This is a genomic window from Bacillus sp. AR2-1 (assembly GCF_008368755.1).
Lineage (GTDB): Bacteria > Bacillota > Bacilli > Bacillales > Bacillaceae_G > Bacillus_A > Bacillus_A wiedmannii.
Genome location: NZ_QORY01000010.1, coordinates 50,913 through 70,848, shown reverse-complemented (window position 1 = coordinate 70,848; position 19,936 = coordinate 50,913). Strand labels below are relative to the sequence as shown.

General features: G+C 34.8%; 15 protein-coding genes, 2 pseudogenes and 1 other annotated feature. Of the genes and pseudogenes, 12 read left to right on the top strand and 5 right to left on the bottom strand.

What is annotated here, in order from left to right:
* Positions 1-38 precede the first annotated feature (38 nt).
* Both DT250_RS13935 and DT250_RS13930 read left to right on the top strand, forming a co-directional pair.
* A complete protein-coding gene (locus DT250_RS13935; protein WP_149213189.1) occupies positions 39-578 on the top strand; it encodes a PadR family transcriptional regulator in 540 nt (179 codons plus the stop codon).
* Positions 579-614: 36 nt separating this feature from the next.
* Positions 615-2,363, top strand: a complete 1,749-nt coding sequence (locus tag DT250_RS13930) for an MFS transporter (RefSeq protein ID WP_149213188.1) — start codon at positions 615-617, stop codon at positions 2,361-2,363.
* 33 nt (positions 2,364-2,396) lie between these two features.
* Here DT250_RS13930 and DT250_RS13925 read toward each other — a convergent pair.
* Positions 2,397-3,242 (bottom strand): annotated as a pseudogene (locus DT250_RS13925) (leucine-rich repeat domain-containing protein); the annotation flags it as partial.
* A gap of 251 nt (positions 3,243-3,493) precedes the next feature.
* On the opposite strand from DT250_RS13925, the gene DT250_RS13920 reads away from it, so the two are divergent.
* Entirely contained in the window at positions 3,494-4,762 is a 1,269-nt protein-coding gene (locus DT250_RS13920) for an MFS transporter (protein WP_149213186.1), read from the top strand.
* A gap of 84 nt (positions 4,763-4,846) precedes the next feature.
* On the opposite strand, the gene DT250_RS13915 is transcribed toward DT250_RS13920, so the two are convergent.
* Positions 4,847-5,830 carry a ketoacyl-ACP synthase III gene (locus tag DT250_RS13915; RefSeq protein WP_149213185.1) on the bottom strand — a complete coding sequence of 328 codons (984 nt, stop codon included), beginning with the start codon at positions 5,828-5,830 and terminating at the stop codon, positions 4,847-4,849.
* Between the two features lie 180 nt (positions 5,831-6,010).
* Between DT250_RS13915 and DT250_RS13910 the strand changes: the two are divergent.
* Positions 6,011-6,565: pseudogene (locus DT250_RS13910) on the top strand (cobalamin biosynthesis protein CbiN).
* 483 nt (positions 6,566-7,048) lie between these two features.
* On the top strand, positions 7,049-8,308 hold the full coding sequence (gene hflX, locus DT250_RS13905; RefSeq protein WP_149213184.1) for a GTPase HflX: 1,260 nt from the start codon (positions 7,049-7,051) through the stop codon (positions 8,306-8,308).
* A gap of 41 nt (positions 8,309-8,349) precedes the next feature.
* Here the strand turns inward: hflX and DT250_RS13900 are convergent, their stop codons facing one another.
* Positions 8,350-9,990 (bottom strand): peptide ABC transporter substrate-binding protein, encoded by a 1,641-nt coding sequence (locus DT250_RS13900; protein WP_149213183.1) that lies wholly within the window; start codon positions 9,988-9,990, stop codon positions 8,350-8,352.
* Positions 9,991-10,234: 244 nt separating this feature from the next.
* On the opposite strand from DT250_RS13900, the gene DT250_RS13895 reads away from it, so the two are divergent.
* The 4 genes from DT250_RS13895 (at position 10,235) to DT250_RS13880 (ending at position 13,885) form a co-directional block, all read left to right on the top strand.
* A complete protein-coding gene (locus DT250_RS13895; protein WP_048543300.1) occupies positions 10,235-11,446 on the top strand; it encodes an MFS transporter in 1,212 nt (403 codons plus the stop codon).
* 10 nt (positions 11,447-11,456) lie between these two features.
* Entirely contained in the window at positions 11,457-12,374 is a 918-nt protein-coding gene (gene cysK, locus DT250_RS13890) for a cysteine synthase A (protein ID WP_149213182.1), read from the top strand.
* A gap of 80 nt (positions 12,375-12,454) precedes the next feature.
* Entirely contained in the window at positions 12,455-12,967 is a 513-nt protein-coding gene (locus DT250_RS13885; protein WP_149213181.1) for a GNAT family N-acetyltransferase, read from the top strand.
* A 93-nt stretch (positions 12,968-13,060) separates the two neighbouring features.
* Positions 13,061-13,885, top strand: coding sequence for a DUF4037 domain-containing protein (locus DT250_RS13880; protein ID WP_149213180.1), 825 nt, complete (start codon positions 13,061-13,063; stop codon positions 13,883-13,885).
* 38 nt (positions 13,886-13,923) lie between these two features.
* Here DT250_RS13880 and DT250_RS13875 read toward each other — a convergent pair whose 3' ends face one another.
* A complete protein-coding gene (locus DT250_RS13875; protein WP_088062983.1) occupies positions 13,924-15,558 on the bottom strand; it encodes a putative polysaccharide biosynthesis protein in 1,635 nt (544 codons plus the stop codon).
* A gap of 221 nt (positions 15,559-15,779) precedes the next feature.
* Positions 15,780-16,002, top strand: a binding site (T-box leader).
* A gap of 302 nt (positions 16,003-16,304) precedes the next feature.
* On the opposite strand from DT250_RS13875, the gene DT250_RS13870 reads away from it, so the two are divergent.
* Positions 16,305-17,642, top strand: coding sequence for a sodium-dependent transporter (locus DT250_RS13870; RefSeq protein WP_060489936.1), 1,338 nt, complete (start codon positions 16,305-16,307; stop codon positions 17,640-17,642).
* A gap of 39 nt (positions 17,643-17,681) precedes the next feature.
* On the opposite strand, the gene DT250_RS13865 is transcribed toward DT250_RS13870, so the two are convergent.
* Positions 17,682-18,386 carry a polysaccharide deacetylase family protein gene (locus DT250_RS13865; protein ID WP_087983054.1) on the bottom strand — a complete coding sequence of 235 codons (705 nt, stop codon included), beginning with the start codon at positions 18,384-18,386 and terminating at the stop codon, positions 17,682-17,684.
* A gap of 326 nt (positions 18,387-18,712) precedes the next feature.
* Here DT250_RS13865 and DT250_RS13860 point away from each other — a divergent pair, with 326 nt between their 5' ends.
* Together DT250_RS13860 and DT250_RS13855 are read left to right on the top strand one after the other, a co-directional pair.
* Positions 18,713-18,976, top strand: a complete 264-nt coding sequence (locus DT250_RS13860) for a CD3324 family protein (protein WP_087983052.1) — start codon at positions 18,713-18,715, stop codon at positions 18,974-18,976.
* A 164-nt stretch (positions 18,977-19,140) separates the two neighbouring features.
* Entirely contained in the window at positions 19,141-19,827 is a 687-nt protein-coding gene (locus DT250_RS13855; protein ID WP_088062986.1) for a DUF421 domain-containing protein, read from the top strand.
* The last annotated feature ends 109 nt before the right edge of the window (positions 19,828-19,936 follow it).

Genomic DNA, 19,936 nt, shown 5'->3' with positions numbered 1-19,936 from the left:
ATATGATTATTGATTATATACAGTATGGAGGTTTTATTTTGAAGGGAAGAGATGTTGTTTTAGGCTTGTTAATGGGAAAAGAAATGTCTGGTTATGATATTAAAATTGTGTTTGAAGACGTATTTACTCATTTCTTTGATGGGAGTTTTGGAATGATTTATCCAACGTTACGACAGTTGGAAAAAGAGGGGAAAATAAAGAAAGAGGTTATTATGCAAGAAGGGAAACCGAATAAGAAAATGTACTTTATTACAGATGAAGGGCGTGAAGAGTTTTATCAGTACATGCAAACAGATGTAGAGAAAGATGTTTTACGTTCAGATTTTTTAATGAGGATGTATTTCGGTAATTATAGCGATGACAAGGCAATAAAAAAATGGATTGCGGACGAAATTGAAAGGAAAGAAGCATATATTGCGGATCTTCGTTTGAGATATGAAAAGTGGAGAGAAGGTATTACTTTTGTTGAGGAAATTTCACTCGATGTAGGTATTGCATCGTATAGTGCTCAAGTAGAGACATTGAAAAGAAAACTAGAGCAACTAGAAGCAAAAGAACAAAATAAAATGGAAGAATAAAAAACACGTTCATAATAAATAAAGGGGTAGATGAACATGGAGCAATCAAAGGGTATTAATATTGTCTTTTTAATGTGCTTAGGTATATTTCTTTGTATGATTGATACGACAATTATGAATATAGCTTTACCGGCAATACAATCGAGTGTAAATACTTCATTAGAAAAGATGTCTTGGGTATTAAATGTATATACAATGACGATTGCGGTACTAGCCATCCCACTAGGGCGGATGGCTGATATTTTTGGGAAAGCAAAGATGTATATTCTTGGTTTAATTATTTTTGGCGGCGGGTCAGTACTTTGTGCTTTTGCTAATACGGGCGATTTTCTTATCTTTTCTCGCTTTGTACAAAGTGTAGGTGCAGCGATTTTATTTCCAACTAGTATGGTAATGGGTGTATCTGCAATGCCATTAGCTAAGAGGCATGTTGCACTTGCAATTTTAGGCGTAACACAAGGATTGTCAGCTGCGATGGGACCAGTAATAGGTGGAATTATTACACAAAATTTCGGTTGGAGATGGGTGTTCTTCGTTAATGTTCCAATTTGTATTCTTGGAATCATTTTATGCTGCTTTATGCTACAAATAAAAAATGAAGAACGTATTATTTCAAAAATAGATTGGATAGGATTGCTATTAAGTAGCGCAGCAATTTTTTCTTTTACTCTCATATTAGTAAAAGGCAATACATGGGGATGGCAAAGTAATATAGCTTTGTTTTGTTATGTAATTAGCACTATTTCTCTTATTCTATTTGTTTTAGTAGAACGAAAGATTCATAATCCAATGGTGAATTTAAAGTTATTTCAAGATCGAATGTTTGTCGGAGCGTCTATCGTTGTCATATTAAGTAATTTATTTTTAATTGGAGTTACTGTATTGCTTCCGACGTTCTTGACGAAAATACAAGGCCGAACGGAAATTGAAGCAGCTTTTTTAGTGACACCTATTTCAGCAATGATATTTTTTGTCTCACCAGTTGCAGCAACTTTAATTAAAAAACTCGGAAAAGTAACTATTATTTTGTCAGGCTTTCTTGTTATGGGCTTATCTTATTATTGGTTGCAAATGATTGATGTTAATTCAACAAATATAGAAATTATTATTCCATGTATGATATTAGGTGTTGGGTATGGTTTAGTAGTAGGTCCAATTACAGTTTTAAGTGCTTCTTCGTTTGAAGGGGAATTATTAACCGCTTCTCAAAGTGTTGTCTCGATGTTGCGGCAAGTAGGAATTGTATTAGCAGTTGCAATATTTGTATCTAACTTAACGCATAATTTAGCTGTAAATAAAGAGAATGTATATCGTTATGCAGAAGAAAAAGTGCATAATATTCATGTGGATAGCTCACAGCAAGCTGAAATACTACAAGTAACAAAAGAAAAAATAGAGAACCAAAGTATAGAACCAAGTGTAGAAAAGCATAAAAATAAAACATTTGTAGGGTTAAATAAAGAGAAAAAAGATGCATTAATTCACCAAAAAGTGGATGAAGTATTAAGAGAAATTCCAGTAGAATATAGAGATGTAAAAAGAGAAGAAGTTATGAATCAAGTGACAAAAGAAGTTGAAAAACAAGAGGAAAGTATAAAGAAAGAGGTACTCGCATTTTCGAATGATGTGAATCACTATGCTCAAAATCAGATGGCAATGAGTTTTACAGATTTATATAAAGTAAGTGTGCCGATTATCTTAGTTTTTGCGTTAGTAAGTTTGTTATTTTGGGAAGGAAAAGCTTTGAGTAAAGGGAGAAGGAAAAGAGTAGTAGAGGAAGCATAAAAACAGGCTAATAGCAGCCTGTTTTTCTTTACGCTAGTATGAAAAATCTCGGTTTAGTTCATTAAACTTATGACTATAATGTCTCTTATTATTAAAGCCAACAAAGTCAATTCCGACGCAAGGTTCTAAATTGCCGTCTACAATTGTAGAATCCACGAAGCTTAAAAGCTTTAATTTAGGTAGTTCTTTAACGAATTGTAGATTTTGTATGTTACCACAACTTGATAGAATGACTGTTTCTATCTCTGTTAAATAACGTAAATAGTCGTGGTTTTTCATTTTACTGCAATGATTGAATTCGATGTATGTTAAAGTTGAAGCGTTGTGTTCAATTTCATCAATATGTTCTAAATTTCTTAAATAATTGATTTCTAAATGCTTTAATTTTGGGAATGCTCTACATCCCTTTAATGAGTTAATATTCCCTTGTGTAATGCTTAGTTTTTCAAGTTTTTGTAAAGACATTAATTCTTCAAGGTTTTTTTGTTTCGGTTTGTATTTCCAAATGTATAGTTCTTTTAAGTTAGGACAAGATTCGAATCCTGTAATATTTTTATTCCACTGTATGTAAAGTTCCTCCAAATTTGTATAGCTTTCTAGTGCTGTTACGTTTAGTGGAACTTGTGGTTCTTCTAATGCTAAAGATTTTAAGTTTTTTAATTTATATAAAGCTGAGTAATCAGTAATACATGTACTACTAATTTGTAAGCGTTCAATTTGCGGGCAGCGTTCTAGAAAGTTAATATGGTTTAAACTATACCTAAGATCATTAATGTAAACATTGGTAAAGTTGTTTGTATTAATGAAGTCTACGTATTCATCCAGTCTATTTTCATGAATTTGTACGTTGCCATTCATAACTAAAAAGTTTTGTGGTTGATTTGCTTCATCGGATTCTTCTATTTTATGTACTGGATTTTGTTTGCAAGCCTCACATAATTCTAGATTTTTTTTCATTGTTTTCTCCTTGTATATTGTAAATAGTAGTATTTTTAATATAGCATGAGATAAGTAGTCTATGGTTAGTAAGTTTTTAGAATGAAAAGAACGAATAGAAAATGTCGTTGTATATGTAATGTAAAACATAATACATTAACAAGGGGATTTTATTTCAAAGGGAGGATGAGGAATTGTTAGATGAGGCGGGGGCTTTAAAAAGTAATCATATATATACAGAAGAAGAACAACAAAAATTATACAAAAGAACATTACTAATCGTAAGTATTTCACAAATGTTCGGCGGAGCAGGGTTAGCTGCTGGGATTACAGTAGGTGCACTTCTTGCGCAGCAAATGCTTGGGACAGATGCATATGCAGGATTACCGGCAGCTATGTTTACAATGGGATCTGCGGTAGCGGCTTTCTTTGTTGGGAAGTTATCGCAAAAGTATGGTCGCCGCGTAGGGCTTGCAGGAGGTTTTATAGTAGGCGGGTTAGGGGCTATTGGAGTTGTGATGGCAGCTTTAACAAATAGTATTATTCTTTTACTAGTTTCTTTACTTATATATGGTGCGGGCACAGCTACGAATTTACAAGCGCGTTATGCTGGAACGGATTTAGCGAAAAAGAAGCAAAGAGCAACAGCGATTAGTATCACGATGGTAATGACGACTTTTGGTGCAGTCGCAGGTCCAAATTTAGTAGGTGTAATGGGAAGGTTTGCTCATTCAATTGGAATTCCTGAACTTGCTGGTCCGTTCATCTTGTCAGCAGCGGCATTTATATTGGCGGGTCTTGTTTTATTTGTTATGCTTCGTCCAGATCCGTTACTTATTGCTAATATGATAGAAACATATAAACAAGAGCATACATATAAAGGGCAACCAGTAATAGAAGAGGCGATAGAAAACAAGCGAGGTATTACTGTTGGAGCTATCGTAATGATACTTACTCAAATCGTGATGGTTGCGATTATGACGATGACTCCAGTTCACATGGGACATCACGGTCACGCTTTAAGTGCAGTAGGTCTTGTAATTGGTTTTCATGTCGGTGCAATGTACCTTCCATCTCTCGTTACGGGAATGCTAATTGATAAAATTGGAAGAACTACGATGAGTATAGCTGGCGGAGTAATTTTACTAGCAGCAGGTGTCATAGCAGCGCTAGCGCCGAGTGATTCTTTAATACTATTAATTGTTGCTTTATCTTTGCTTGGATTAGGATGGAACCTCGGTTTAATAAGTGGTACGGCTCAAATTGTTGATGCAACTATACCTTCCACACGTGCAAAAACACAAGGGAAAATAGATGTGTTTATTGCGCTAGCTGGAGCTTCAGGCGGAGCGATGTCAGGTATGGTAGTGGCGAATTCAAGTTATGCGGCATTGTCATTAGCTGGAGGAGTTTTAGCTTTCATGCTTATTCCTGTTGTGATATGGGCTCGGACAGGTAAATAAAATTAAGATGAAAGAAGCTGCGTTCAAAGGGAGGTAACTAATCTTTGAATGCAGCTTTTTTGTATTGAATTGTATAAAAAAGCTTTAGTTTAAATCCCACTCCACAATAAGTCCTAAATGCGTAAGACCACCACCAAATCCGTATAGTAAAAGTGTGTCTCCATTATTTAATTTTCCTTCTTTCCTAGCTAAGTCCAGAGCGAGTGGAATGGAAGCTGAAGATGTATTCCCCATGTATTTTACACTCGTTAAAGTTTTTTGGATTGGAATTTCGGTTTTCTCACAAATAGATTCAATCATTCGTAAGTTAACACTGTGTGGTATGAACCAGTCTATATCATCTATTTGCATATTTGCGGTATGTAATAGTTCATTTATACCTGTTGGTACCGTGCGTGTTGCCCATTTATATACTTCTCTTCCATTTTGCACGATTTTTTCATTTGTTTGCAGTGGTGTACCATTCATAGTTGTAGATAAGTTTGTTCGGTATAGATGAATACCACCGTCCCCATTTGTTCCCATGTGTGCGGCAATAAAGCTTGGTTTGTTTTCATCTCTTTCTAATAAAATAGCTCCAGCACCATCGCCAAATAAAATACAAGTCGTTCTATCGGTGTAATCAGTAACTTTAGATAATGTCTCTGTCGCTACGACAAGTACTTTTTCGTGTGATCCAGAAGTGATTAAGCTATTCCCAACGTGCAAGCCATATGTGAAACCAGCGCAAGTTGCATTTAAATCAAATGCTATTGTATGAGGTATGCTGAAATGTTGTTGTATTTGACACGCGACACTAGGGAAAACATAGTCAGCGGTTGTTGTAGCGACGATGATACAGTCTATATCTTCTAAGTTCTTTTTAAAAGTTGTACATAAATTTTCAATTGCTTGAATGGCTAAGTGTGAAGAGTATTCGTCTTTGCTCGCAATTCGTCTTTCCTTCATTCCTGTTCTTTGTACAATCCACTCATCATTCGTATCAATCATTCTCTCTAAATCGTTATTAGATAATATTTGATTTGGAACATAAGTACCAATTGCAGTAATACGAGATTTAGAATGCATGGGAACATCTCCTAACTTATTTTTATAACCTGATACTAATATCAGGTTATAAAAATGTCAATAAAGACTTTTATTGTATTGAAGTGATAATGCTTAACTTATTATGAAGGAATTTGGCGAGTGTTGTAAAAATAATATACGAGAAGTTTCTAAAATTGTTAATGAAGGGAGTGGAGCTCCTTGAAAAGAATTTTACGTATGTTGCCTGTTGTCATTATTTGTAGCTTTATTCTTATTATTTTTCCGGAGAAATCTTATTCTTGTGATTGTATTAACGTATAAGCAGAAGAGGCACTTCAAAAAAATGATGTAGTGTTTGAGGGAAAAGTAATTGAGGTTGGAAGGAAAGATGGGATTGGAATTGAAGTGTTATTTGAAGTGAAGAAAATTTGGAAAGGGACAAATTTTACGCAAATCATCGTATATACAGATGGTGGTGATTGTGTGTTTCACTTTGTAGAGGGAGGAGAGTACTTAGTATTTTCTTCTCAAAGAGGACCAGAAAAACAATTGCACACACATAGTTGTAGTGGTACGAAGAGATTAGATAAGGCAGAGATGGAGAGAAATACTTTAAGTCATATTGCTAAGGGTGTTGCTCCGACGAAGAAAGTGGATTTAAAAGGTGAGATGGTGAGCGGTTTAAGTTGGTGGCAAGTTGCTATCATTTCCGTAGGTCTGTTACTGATAGTAGCTCTTGTGATTTTTATTGTAAGAAAAACGCGCAAAAAATGACGATTAAAGTAAAAATACAAAGATTTTCTTTCTGCTTCTATAGGTGGTTTAATCTTGTGAAAGCGAATTACTTATGCTACACTTTATGTAACTTAAAATGAACGGAGGGGCTTCCTTTGATCTTAATCAGATTACGTCTCAATACTTTGTGCCAATAATTGAATAGCGCTCAAAGGCTCTGTCTGTGTGCAGAGTGAACGGGATTGGTCTGCCTATTTTAAAGGAACCCTTTATTAAGCTTATATGTGAAAAAGAGGGAGGGACGAATACGCCCTCTTTTTGTTTTGCCTTTATAAATAGAATGGGATCGTATAGGTGAACACTTATTGTGGATGCGTATATGATCATGGGACTTTTTGACTATGAGATAGGATGAAAGTATAACTTTCTTCTATTTCTTTGGTGAACCCTTATCCGTTTACGAAAACACAGGCAGTAACCTGTGTTTTTTATTTTACGTAATCGAAATGGAGGAATAAATATATGGAAGAATTATTACAAAGAGCAGTTTTAGTTGGAGTAAATTTAGGTAATGAAGATGATTTTGCATATTCAATGGAAGAGCTAACAAATCTTGCAGAAGCTTGTGATGTAGAGGTAATTGGGCAAGTGACGCAAAATTTACAACGAGTAAATCCGTCCCATTATATTGGAAAAGGAAAGATTGAAGAAGTAGCAGCCTATGTAAATGAAGTAGATGCGAATATGGTAATCTTTAATGACGAATTATCTCCTTCTCAAATTCGAAATTTAGAAGCAGATTTAGATTGTAAAGTAATTGACCGTACCATATTAATTTTAGATATTTTTGCGCAACGTGCGAAAACGAAAGAAGCACAGTTGCAAGTAGAGGTAGCGCATCTTCAGTATATGATGCCACGTTTAATCGGTCTTCGTGAATCGTTAGGAAGACAGAGCGGCGGAGTTGGTACGAAAAATAAAGGTGTCGGTGAGAAGAAATTAGAGTTAGATCGTCGTAAAATTGAAGAACAGATTTCAGTTTTAAATAAAGATCTAGAAGCACTTGTTGCCCAGCGTCAAACGCAGCGAAAGCAACGTAAGAAAAATGAAGTACCAGTTGTAGCATTAGTAGGCTATACGAACGCCGGAAAGTCAACGACGATGAATGCGATGCTTGAAATTTACAATGGTACTGAAGAAAAACAAGTATTTGAAAAAGATATGTTATTCGCGACGTTAGAAACATCTGTGCGAAATATTGATTTGCCAGATAACAAATCATTCTTATTAACGGATACAGTTGGATTTGTAAGCAAATTACCGCATCACCTTGTGAAAGCGTTCCGTTCAACGTTAGAAGAAGTAGCGGAAGCAGACCTACTTATTCACGTTGTAGATTACGCGAACCCAAATTACGAACAGTTAATTGACATTACAAATGAAACGTTAAAGAAAATTGGAGTAGAAAATATTCCAACCATTTATGCTTATAATAAATCAGATATGGTAGATGTTGAAATTCCGCAAGTACAAGAAGACCGCGTTTATTTATCAGCGAAGAAACATGTTGGGATAGAAGAGCTTGTCGAAATGATTCGTTCACACATCTATAAAGAGTATACGAAGTGTGAAATGTTAATTCCGTATGATCAAGGACAGGTAGTTTCTTATTTCAATAATCATGCGCACGTTTTATCTACAAGTTATGAAAACGAAGGTACAAAACTAGAAGTAGAATGTAAGACGAGTGATTACGAAAAGTATAAGCGTTTTGCAATTTAATAAAGAAGGCGATCCTAATATATGTTAGGATCGCCTTTTTCTTATTCTGTAATAGAGGCCCACTTATAAGAATAAATTCCTGCAAATGGACGAATAACAACACCTTTTACTGTTGGACGTTCTAAATATACCAGGCCTGATTGGAAGATTGGAGCGATAGCTGCATCATCTTCCAGTAAGACTTTCTCTGCATCTTGGAACGCTTTCCAACGTGCTGGTAAGTCAGTTGCTAAAGTAGAGCTCGTTTTCTCAATTAATTCGTCGTATTGTTTGTTTGAATAGCTCATCTTATTAAACGGTCCGTCAGTGACAAACATATTTAAGAATGTTGTAGGATCAGGATAATCTGGTCCCCATGTAGAAAGTGAAATTTCATAGTCACCATTTCCTTCACGATCTAAAAATGCTTTTACTGGAAGGGGTTGTAATGTGATTTTTAAGCCAGGTAAGTTTTTCTCCAATTCACCTTTTAAAAACTCGCTAATTTTTTTATCGTTAGACTCATCAGTTGTTATGATTGAAAGTGAAGCGTTTTGTAAGTTTGTTTCTTTTTTTGCAGTTTCCCATAGTGTTTTAGCTTCTTTCACATTTGTTCCTACTTTTATATTACTTGTACTGCGAAAATCTTTATTATCAGGTCCTTTTACGAATCCTTTCGGAACAAATGCATTCGCAGGTATAGAACCATTATTTAAAATCGTTGTTGCGATTCCTTGTTTATCAAAAGCGAGCGAAATAGCTTTTCGAGCATTCTTGTTTGCTAATAAAGGATTCTTTTGGCTAAATCGGAAAAATGTCATAGAAGGACGTTCCATTTTCTTTAAGCTCGGATCTTTTTGATATTTATCGACAAACTCTGAATTAATCGTAATTCGGTCTACTTGTTTGCTTTCAAATAAATTAACGGCTGTGGAAGTATCTTTTACGATATTTACATTGATTTCATTGAGCTTCACATTTTTATTATCCCAGTAGTTCGGGTTTTTTGACATTTTATAACTTGTATCATGTTTCCATTCACTTAATTGAAACGGCCCGTTATAAACTACATTTGTAGCTTCAAGTCCGTAATTTTTCCCTTGCGCTTCTACAACTTTTTTGTTTTGAGGATAAAATGTTGCAAATCCCATTAACCCTAAAAAGTATGGAACAGGGTGTTCTAACTGTACTTCAAGCGTTTTATCGTCAATTGCTTTTACACCAAATGAGTCAATTGGTAATTCTTTTTTATTTATTTTTTCTGCGTTTTTAATATCGAACATAATATGTGCGTATTCAGAAGCAGTTTCTGGATTAACAGCACGTTTCCATGCATATTCAAAATCATGTGCAGTAACTGGATCACCATTTGACCATTTTGAATCGTGTAATGTAAATGTATATGTTTTTCCGTCTTCGCTCAGCTTGTATGATTCAGCTGCTGCAGGAACAGGTTTATTGTCAGGGCCAGGCATATATAATCCTTCCATTACGTTGTTTAATGCAGCGTAAGAAAACCCATCAGTTGCGATAGATGAATCAAGTGTAGAAATTTCCCCAGCTTCTACAATGTTTAATACTTGTTTTGAAGATTCTTTTTTCTTTTCTCCGGTAGTTGTTGCCTCTTGTTTTTGACCACATGCTGTTAAAAACATAGATAATGTGATTGAGAGTGCAACGATTCCTTTAGTTTTTTTCTTCATAGTTGTCATCCTTTCCTTCATCTCTGTCCTAGTATAAAAGAAAATATAGAAAATTTCTATAAATAAATCCGATAAAACTTATAGAAAAAATATATTATGTAAGAAGTGATATTTCTGGAAAAAGAAATGAAACCAGTATAGAATGGAAATGTTTCAAAAGTCAGAATTTATCGAGGTTAAAGTTTTACTTTATTACACTTGCTGTAATAAATATATATTTTGTACAGGAAGGAGAAATACATATATGCAGGCAGTTTCGAAAAAAAATACAATGGAAACACCGACGATATATCGAATTCTATTTGCGATTAGTTTCGGTCACTTTTTAAATGACTCGATGCAAGCAGTCGTGCCGGCATTGTTTCCTATTTTGGAAAAAACGATGAATTTATCTTATATGCAAGTAGGATGGATTGCGTTTGCATTAAATATGACGTCATCGATTATGCAGCCGGTTTTTGGTATGTATTCAGATAAGAAGCCATCACCATTTTTATTACCGCTCGGTATGTTTTCGAGTATGCTTGGAATGATTGGACTTGCATTTGCACCGAACTTTATTATTGTTATCATTTCTGTTTTATTTATCGGATTAGGTTCCGCAGTCTTTCATCCAGAAGGTGCTCGAGTTGCTTATATGGCAGCTGGTGCAAAACGAGGTTTAGCGCAAGCGATTTATCAGGTTGGAGGAAATACAGGGAATTCCTTAGCTCCTATTTTTACAGCGCTAATTTTCGTTCCGCTCGGCCAAATTGGTTCTTTAGGTTTTACAGCCTTTGCAGCAGTAGGAATTGTATTATTAATTTTCGTATCAAATTGGTATAGAAATGAATTAGCAACTGGCGCTGTGAGAAGAAAAAAGAGGGCTGCGCTTGAGGCGGAAAATGCGATTGTAAGTACACATATTAAATTTGTTATTCTACTTCTTGTTTTTCTTACTTTTGTACGTTCTTGGTACGGTGCTGGTATAGGGAATTTTTATCAATTTTACTTAATTGAGCATTACGGTTTATCTATAAAAAATGCCCAGTATTTCGTATTCGCATTTATGATTGCCGGTGTATTAGGAACTTTCTTTGGTGGACCGTTAGCAGATCGATTTGGAAAGAAAACAATTATTGTATTTTCAATGCTAGGTTCGGCGCCACTTGCCCTTTTATTACCTCACGTTTCGCTCATGTGGGTCGTACCGCTATTTTTATGTATCGGTTTTATTAGTTCAAGTAGTTTTAGTGTAATTGTTGTTTATGCGCAAGAGCTTGTTCCTGGAAAAGTAGGGATGGTATCTGGATTAATTGTAGGGCTTGCGTTTGGACTCGGAGCTTTAGGATCTGTAGTACTTGGGAAATTGGCTGACATATATAGTCTACAATTCATTATGTTACTATGTAGTTGTCTACCATTAATTGGACTTACTTCTTGGTTATTACCAAGTGATAAGAAAACGATAGAATAGGGGATGCACTATGAAATTATGTGAAAATGTTACAGAATTAATAGGAGATACACCTGTCGTCCGATTATCTAAATTTATTCCAGAAGACGCAGCGGATGTGTATGTAAAACTAGAAATGTTTAATCCATCACGCAGTGTGAAAGACCGCGCTGCCTATAATTTACTGCACGTTGCAGAAGAGAATGGTCTCATCAAACCAGGAGATACAATTATTGAACCGACAAGCGGAAATACAGGAATAGGCTTAGCAATGAATGCAGCTGCGAAAGGGTATAAAGCAATTTTAATTATGCCAGACAATATGTCAAAAGAGCGTATAAATTTATTGAAAGCATACGGCGCGGAAGTAGTTTTAACACCGGCAGAACAAAGAATGCCAGGAGCAATTGCGAAGGCATTAGAACTGCAAAAGCAAATTCCAAATAGTTTTATTCCGCAACAATTTGAAAATCCAGCAAACCCGAATATTCATCGTTATACGACTGCACTTGAAATTTATGAACAAATGGATGGCGAGCTTGATGCATTCGTAGCAACGGCTGGAACTGGTGGAACTATTACAGGGACTGGGGAAACGTTAAAAGAGAAACTACCAAACTTATATATTGCAGTAGTAGAACCGAAAGGATCTCCCGTTTTATCAGGCGGTGTTCCAGGCCCTCATAAATTAGTAGGAACAAGCCCGGGATTTATCCCGAAAAACTTAAATACAGAAGTGTATAACGAAATTATTCAAATTGCAGACGAAGAGGCTTTAACGACAATGAGAAACTTAGCTGGACAAGAAGGTTTATTAGTTGGGCCATCGTCTGGAGCATCTGTTTACGCAGCAATTATGATAGCGAAACGTCTAGGCGCAGGTAAAAAAGTTTTATGTATTGCACCTGATACAGGAGAACGTTATTTGAGTATGGGATTATTTGAATGAAATTGATAGAAACAGCTTAATCGTGAAATTGTCACGATTAAGCTGTTTGTTTTAGGTTGTAAAGAGGGGGGAGAATGACAATGAAACTATTAAAACCAACAAATGAATATAGCGAACAAATTATAGAGTATCGGGAGGCATTTTTACATACGGATGAAAAACCACATGGTAGTAGTTCTTTACAAAATTTTGATTCTCTCGATAAATGGTTTGAAAAAGTGAGTATACAAGAAGTGGAAGAAAACTTACAAGGTAATCGAGTACCGTCTAGTCAATTTTTAAGTTTTGAAAAAGGGGAACTTATAGGTTTTGTGAATATTAGACATCGATTAAACCAAGAATTATTACTGGAAAGCGGTCATATCGGTTATAGTGTACATCCAAATAAACGTCGTCAAGGTTACGCTACGAAACAACTACAACTTGCATTAGATGAAGCACAAAAGTTAGGGTTACAGAAAGTGTTAATAACTTGCGATAAAGTTAATATCGCTTCGGCTAAAACGATTCAAAAGGTTGGCGGTACGTTAGAAGATGAAGTAGTTTCTGTTCATACTGGGGAAATTGTTCAGCGTTATTGGATAGAAATATGATTTAGTGGGACATTGAAAAGGGAATACAATGCATAATATCGAAATAGATAAATGAAAAGGTAACTGTGTACTGCAATTATAGGGGGAAATGAAGTGGGATTAAAAGAGAAAGCAATAGAAATGTCGGAGATTTATAGGAGAAATCCGAAAGTAGAGACTATTATTTTAGCGGGTTCAGTAGCTAGAAAACTAGAAGATGAACATTCAGATATAGAATTGCATATTTTATGGTCAATGCCACCAGAGGATGAGGATCGCAAAGGGCCTATTAACTATATTGGTGGAACAATTTTGTCATATTATCCCTACGAGGAAGAAGAATGGTCGGAAACGTATTTGACAAAAGAGGGAATTAAATTAGAGATTAGTAACTTTTTAACTGAAACAGTAGAGAAAGTTATTTCGGATGTGGTGGATCAATATGATATAAGTTATGAAAAACAATGTATCGTATCATCCGTTCATGATGGTGTTAGTTTGTATGGAGAAGAGAAAGTACATGAATTAAAAGATAGAGTGGTGGCATATCCAGAAGACCTAGCGAAACGGATGATTTCAGAAAATCTTTGGTTAAGTAATCGCTGGCATAATCGAGAGGCGCTTTTAAAACGAAAAGACTGGCTTATGTTATATGATGTTATTTGTGAAGTGCAAAGAAATATATTTGGGGTCTTATTTGGTTTGAATAAAATGTATGTACATCATCCGGCATTTAAATGGATGCCACATAATGTGGAACGAATGATTATTAAGCCTGAAAATCTATACGAGCGTATGGCAAATACGTTAATAGGGAAACCGGAGTATAGTGTACAGGAGTTAGAAGTGTTAATTGAAGAGCTATTACATTTAGTACAACAATATGTTCCAGAATTACATATTACTGAACAACAAAAACGTATACAATATGCGAAGTAAAAAAGAAGGGATGTAACAATGAGTTACCTCCCTTCTTTTTATTTGACTAATTTACCTAGTATGGGTAATCGTTGAAGTCTATCACCGAGAATATGTGAAGCAAGTCCGCTCGTTAGGACGAATAAAAGATAAACAATCCCTCCTACAGCGCCGCATATAAAGACAATGAGAAGTGATTCCATATAGGATTGTCCAGGAATCATCCATTTTAAAATCGCTTTTAATGCAATTACAACAGCAGACATTGCAGCGGAGTAAATTGTAATAAGAAGTACTGTTTTTGCTGTCTCACCAATTTTAAATTTCGCAAACTTAATGATGCAGTACAACATAATAACATTGGAAACGAGGTATCCAAGAATTGTTCCAAGTACAGCACCGTGTCCGCCAAATAAATGTAAGAGCGGTGTATTTACTAAAACTTTAACGAGAATACCGACTGAGAAAGCGATCATCGTTTTTCTTTGATAATCGATTCCTTGTAATATAGCTGCTGAAACTGTGAAAATCGCACTTAATATAGCAGAAGGTGCAAATGAAATTAAATATTGTGATCCCCCAAGTGCAATTTCAGGATTTACATAAACCATACGGAATGCATCGTAAGCGATGCTAGCAAGACCGAATGCAGCTGGGATAGTGAAGAATAATAAGACTTGAAATATCTTTGCAATTTGTTCTTGTAGTTCTTCTAGTTTCCCGCTTGTATACGATTTCGTTATAGCCGGAATGATCGTTAATGAGAATCCAGTTGCAAGAGAAGCTGGAATCATAATTAACTTTTGGGCATAGTTCGTTATATAAGCGAAAACTGCATTCGCTGTTTCTAACGGCTCGCCCATCGCCCTAAGGACATCAGCTACAGTATATTGATCTACTAACGTGTAGAGTGGAATTGCAATACCGACAAATACAATTGGGATTGCATATCGAAGTAATTCCATATAAATATTTTTTAATGGAATATTCGATGCCCTTGACTTTAATTCTCCTTCGGGAGGCTTTAATCTATTATATTTTTTCCAGTACAGCATTAAAATCGAAACGCTGGCAAGCGCTCCGATAACAGCACCAAACGTAGCAACTGCAACAGAAGAGGCGACTGACCCCCCTAATAGTTTTGAAACGATAAAACTACCAACTAAAATGAAAACCACGCGCGCAATTTGTTCTACGACTTGAGAAACGGCACTTGGTTTCATATGTTGAAAACCTTGGAAATAGCCACGTGTAACACTCATAGCTGGTACGATAATAAGTGCGAAACTTAATGCTCGCATCGTAAGTGTTACGTCGGCGATAAATTGTGGATCTGGCGTTTTCGAGCGAATAATAAATTGTGATATGTATGGTGCTCCAATAAATAAAGTTAAAAACCCTAAAAAGCCCATAAACAACATTAATTTTACGCTAGAGTTGTATAATTTTTTGCTTGTACTATAATCACCGAGCGCATTATGCTTTGCAACAAATTTGGAAACGGCAATAGGAATACCAGCTGTTGAGAAGCTTAATAAAATACCGTACCAAGAGTATGCATATCCATATAAAGCGACCCCTTGTGTTCCGACTAATAGTTGAAAAGGGAAGAAGTATATAAAACCTAATATACGTGAAATCATTGTTGCACCACTTAATAAAGCAGTACCTTTTAAAACTTTTGAAGTAGACAAAATTCTTTCCTCCTACTCGTGCTGTCTTGCATTTATCGTATACTACTATAAACCTGTTAGAGAAGTTAATATAGTATGGAACATAAATATTCTAATATTATTCATTTAAAAGTCATATTTTACATTTTTTAAATAGAACGTAATACATAAAAATTCAAAATATAAGTTGACACTATTTTTAATGTGTGATAAAAATGATAGTAATCAATTCGGAAAATAATATTTGGGCAATGAAAGGGTATAGTAGTGAATATCTCCCTATTTCAGAGAGCTGATGGTTGGTGTGAATCAGTATATAGATTATTCATGAAGTTCGTCCTGGAGCATCTTTCATAAATCTCACATTGTGAGGAAATGAAAGACGGTAGTTTATACCGTTATCAAATAAAGTGGTGAAGATTGTTTCACAACTAGGGTGGTACCGCGATATTTATCGTCCCTACGTATTTACGTAGGGACGTTTTTTATTTAGGTCCTAACTTTGTTGTGGCTTCATAACTAGGGTGGTACCGCGATAATTTATCGTCCCTACGTATTTGCGTAGGGACGTTTTTTATTTAGGTCCTAACTTTGTTGTATCTTCATAACTAGGGTGGTACCGCGATATTTTTGTCGTCCCTACGTATTTACGTAGGGGCGTTTTTTTATGATTAGGGAGGAAGTGAACGTATTAGAAAAGAGTATTGATAGAACAATATAAATACTGAACTGAAACAAAGAAAAAGAGACAGAGAGGAGATTAACAAATGAATTCACAGCAATGGACATCGAAATTAGGTTTCGTATTAGCTGCAGCAGGTTCAGCAATTGGTCTTGGGGCGATTTGGAAATTCCCATATATGGCCGGCATCGGAGGAGGCGGGGCGTTCTTCCTTATTTTCATCGGTTTCACATTATTAATTGGTTTACCGCTATTATTAGCTGAATTCGTTATCGGAAGAAGTACACAAAAAGAGGCTGTTGATGCATATAGAGAAATCGCACCCAAAACATTATGGCCATGGTTAGGGAAATTAGGGATTATAACTTGTTTCATATTACTTTCTTTCTACAGTGTTGTAGGGGGATGGATTTTATTATACTTATGGAATGCAATTACAGGTAGACTATGGGAAGGAAATGGCGCATACGAAGCTACGTTTGGTGAAATCATTTCCAATCCTTATTTAGCAGTAGGAGCACAGTTATTATTCATTCTTATTACTATTTTTATCGTAAGTAAAGGCGTACAAAACGGTGTTGAAAAAGTAAATAAATATTTCATGCCAGCGCTATTCGTTTTATTCTTTGTATTAATTGTTCGTGCCCTTACATTAGACGGCGCGGGAGAAGGAGTTCGTTTCTTCTTACAACCTGATTTCTCACATGTAACATCAGAAGTTATTTTATATGCGATGGGTCAATCGTTCTTCTCATTATCGGTCGGTGTAGCAGTAATGGTAACATATAGTTCATACTTACCGAAGGAAGAAAGTTTACCGCGTTCAGCATTTTCTATCGTAGCTTTAACATTAGTAATTACATTACTTGCAGGACTTGCAATTTTCCCAGTTGTATTTGCATTTGGATTAGAACCATCTCAAGGACCAGGATTATTATTTATCGTATTACCTGCTATTTTCAGTAAAATGGCGTTCGGAAAAGTATTCTTCGTTATTTTCTTATTGCTGTTCTTCTTCGCAACGATTACATCTGCTATTTCTATGCTAGAAATTAGTGTTGCGTCGTTAACATCAAAAGGTAAAGGCAAACGTGAAAAAACGGCCTTAATCGTAGGTTTATTAATCTTCGTTGTTGGAGTACCATCAGCATTATCATTTGGTATATTAAGTGATCTGAAAATTTTCGGAAAGACAATCTTTGATTTAGCGGACTATGCAGTGAGTAACGTACTAATGCCACTTGGTGTTTTATTAGTTTCCATCTTTGTTCCTTTAAAAATGAAGAAAGATGTATTAATGAAAGAGCTTGGTGTAAGTAAAAATAAAGGCTATAAACTGTTCGTATTATGGTTATTCTTACTTCGCTTTATCGCGCCAATTGCGATTATTATTGTATTCTTAAATGTACTTGGCATTATTTAAAAAGAAAGGTAGCGTATCGCTCTATGATACGCTACCTTTTTACTTTGCTCTTTTTTGCAGTTCGTTTACTGTTACGAACTGATAGCCCTTTTTAGATAAAGAATCTAAAATACCTTCGATGGTCTGTAAATTTTCATTAGACTCATCATACATAGAGTGCAGTAAAATGATAGAACCTGGTTGTACATTTTTATTAACATATTCAATTTTATCAGCAGCAGATTTATAAAAAGTATCAGGTTCAAGATCCCATGTAATTGTTTCGATATTGTTTTTATTTAAATAATAGGGCAGACCAATTAGCTTTTTTCCGTTTGGTGGTCTAAAGTCAATTGTGTCTGTAAATCCCGTTTGGCGGATTAATGAATTCGTTTTTTCTATTTCTTCTTTAATAAAAGAAGGTGTTTTAAAAACCATTCTGTTATGAGAATATGTATGGTTTCCAAGTTGGTGTCCAGATTGTACGATAGCTTCTCCTAACGATAGGTTTTTTTCTAATTCATTTCCGATTAAAAAGAAAGTAGCTTTTGCATTGTATGTATCTAGTAGCGGTAATATTTGTTTTACATTGTTCGTAGGACCATCATCAAAAGTTAAAGCAATCACTTTTTCATTTGTTTCTACTCGGTTTGTTAAATCTCCAAACAATTGAAAACTTCTTGCGTTCATTAATTTGTATGTTCCAAATAATGCTACAGTAATAATGAATAATGTAACGATTGTAATAATTATTTTCTTTTTCATAAAGCAACCTCACTATATTTTTGAATTGGACTAAAAAGTATTATATCAAACTAAGTAATTTCATGCTTTAAAAAGGATGTGGATGCAAGGGGGAGGAATTTATCATATAATAAAATGCAAAAGGTATATTAGGAGGTGTTTATATGGCGATTACAATTCAATTGCCGGACACTGCAGCGTCTCATGCAAAGCCAAGTATGGAAATGGCGATACTTTGCGTGAGGTAGACAAGTAATATACAATCGCCTAAATGAGCTCGTATCATTTTTTATATTTGGCTTTGCACCTTATTGAAATGAACCATAAAAAATAAGGGGCGAGCAGAAATGAAATACGTTAAAGCTGCAACGGTTTTACCAGAAAGTTTAATTATTGAAATTCAAAAATATATACAAGGTGAAACAATTTACATTCCAAAACAAGAAACCAAACATTATAAATGGGGTACACGATCTGGAGGAAGAAAACAATTAGATGAAAGAAATAAAGCTATTAAAGAAGCGTTTAAAAGCGGAATTTCCATTCATCAACTTGCGGAGGAGCATTTTCTTTCCGGAGAAACGATTAAAAAGATCGTGTATTCTAAATAAAAATAAAAGAGTCTAGTTCAATTATTAAATTGAACTAGACTCTTTTTTGCTTTGTATCTATTGGATATATTGCGTATGAATGGACAAAATAATAGAAAAATGTGTCGTTTTTTTACTAAATAGAATATAGAACATTTGAGTGAAAAGCAGAAAGGTGAGCATTTATGAATCATATTGGACAAATAACGATAGAGCTTTTAATTGGTTTCTTTGTTCTATTAATTGCTACAAAAATACTAGGGAAAACACAAATATCTCAGCTAACCCCCTTTGATTTTATTTCAGCTATCGTCCTTGGTGAGCTCGTTGGAAATTCAATATATGATCCTAAAATTAAAGTGTGGTCTATTTTATATTCAGTATTTGTTTGGGTAATTTTAATTTATTCAATAGAAGTGATAACACAAAAAATAAGAGGAACAAGAAGGTTTTTTGAAGGGTATCCTTCAATTATTATCCGTAATGGAAAAATTGACCGAGAACAATTAAGTTCAAATCATTTAGATATTAATCAATTACAACAAATGCTTAGGCAGCAAAAAGATATTTTTTCAATTCGAGAAGTTGAATATATGATTTTGGAACCTAACGGAAACATAAGCGTTCTGAAAAAGAGCAAATATGAATCTCCTACTATAAATGATTTAAGTTTAAAACATAAGCCTGTATACTTACCAATTTCATTAATTAGTGATGGAAAAGTAGTGAAAGATAATTTGAGGGAAGCTGGTTTTGATGAAGGATGGCTGTATAAGCAAATAAAGCAAAGAGGGATTACTAAATTTGAGGATGTATTATATGCTGAATGGAAAACAGACGATGGTTTCTTTTGTCAGGAAATGGAGCGGTAAAATATAATCGATGTATGTAATATTCGTTTCTAAGTTATCTTTTACATATCAAAAAGCTGAATCATTGTATACAATAAGACTAGATCAACAATTTGTATGGAGTGATAAA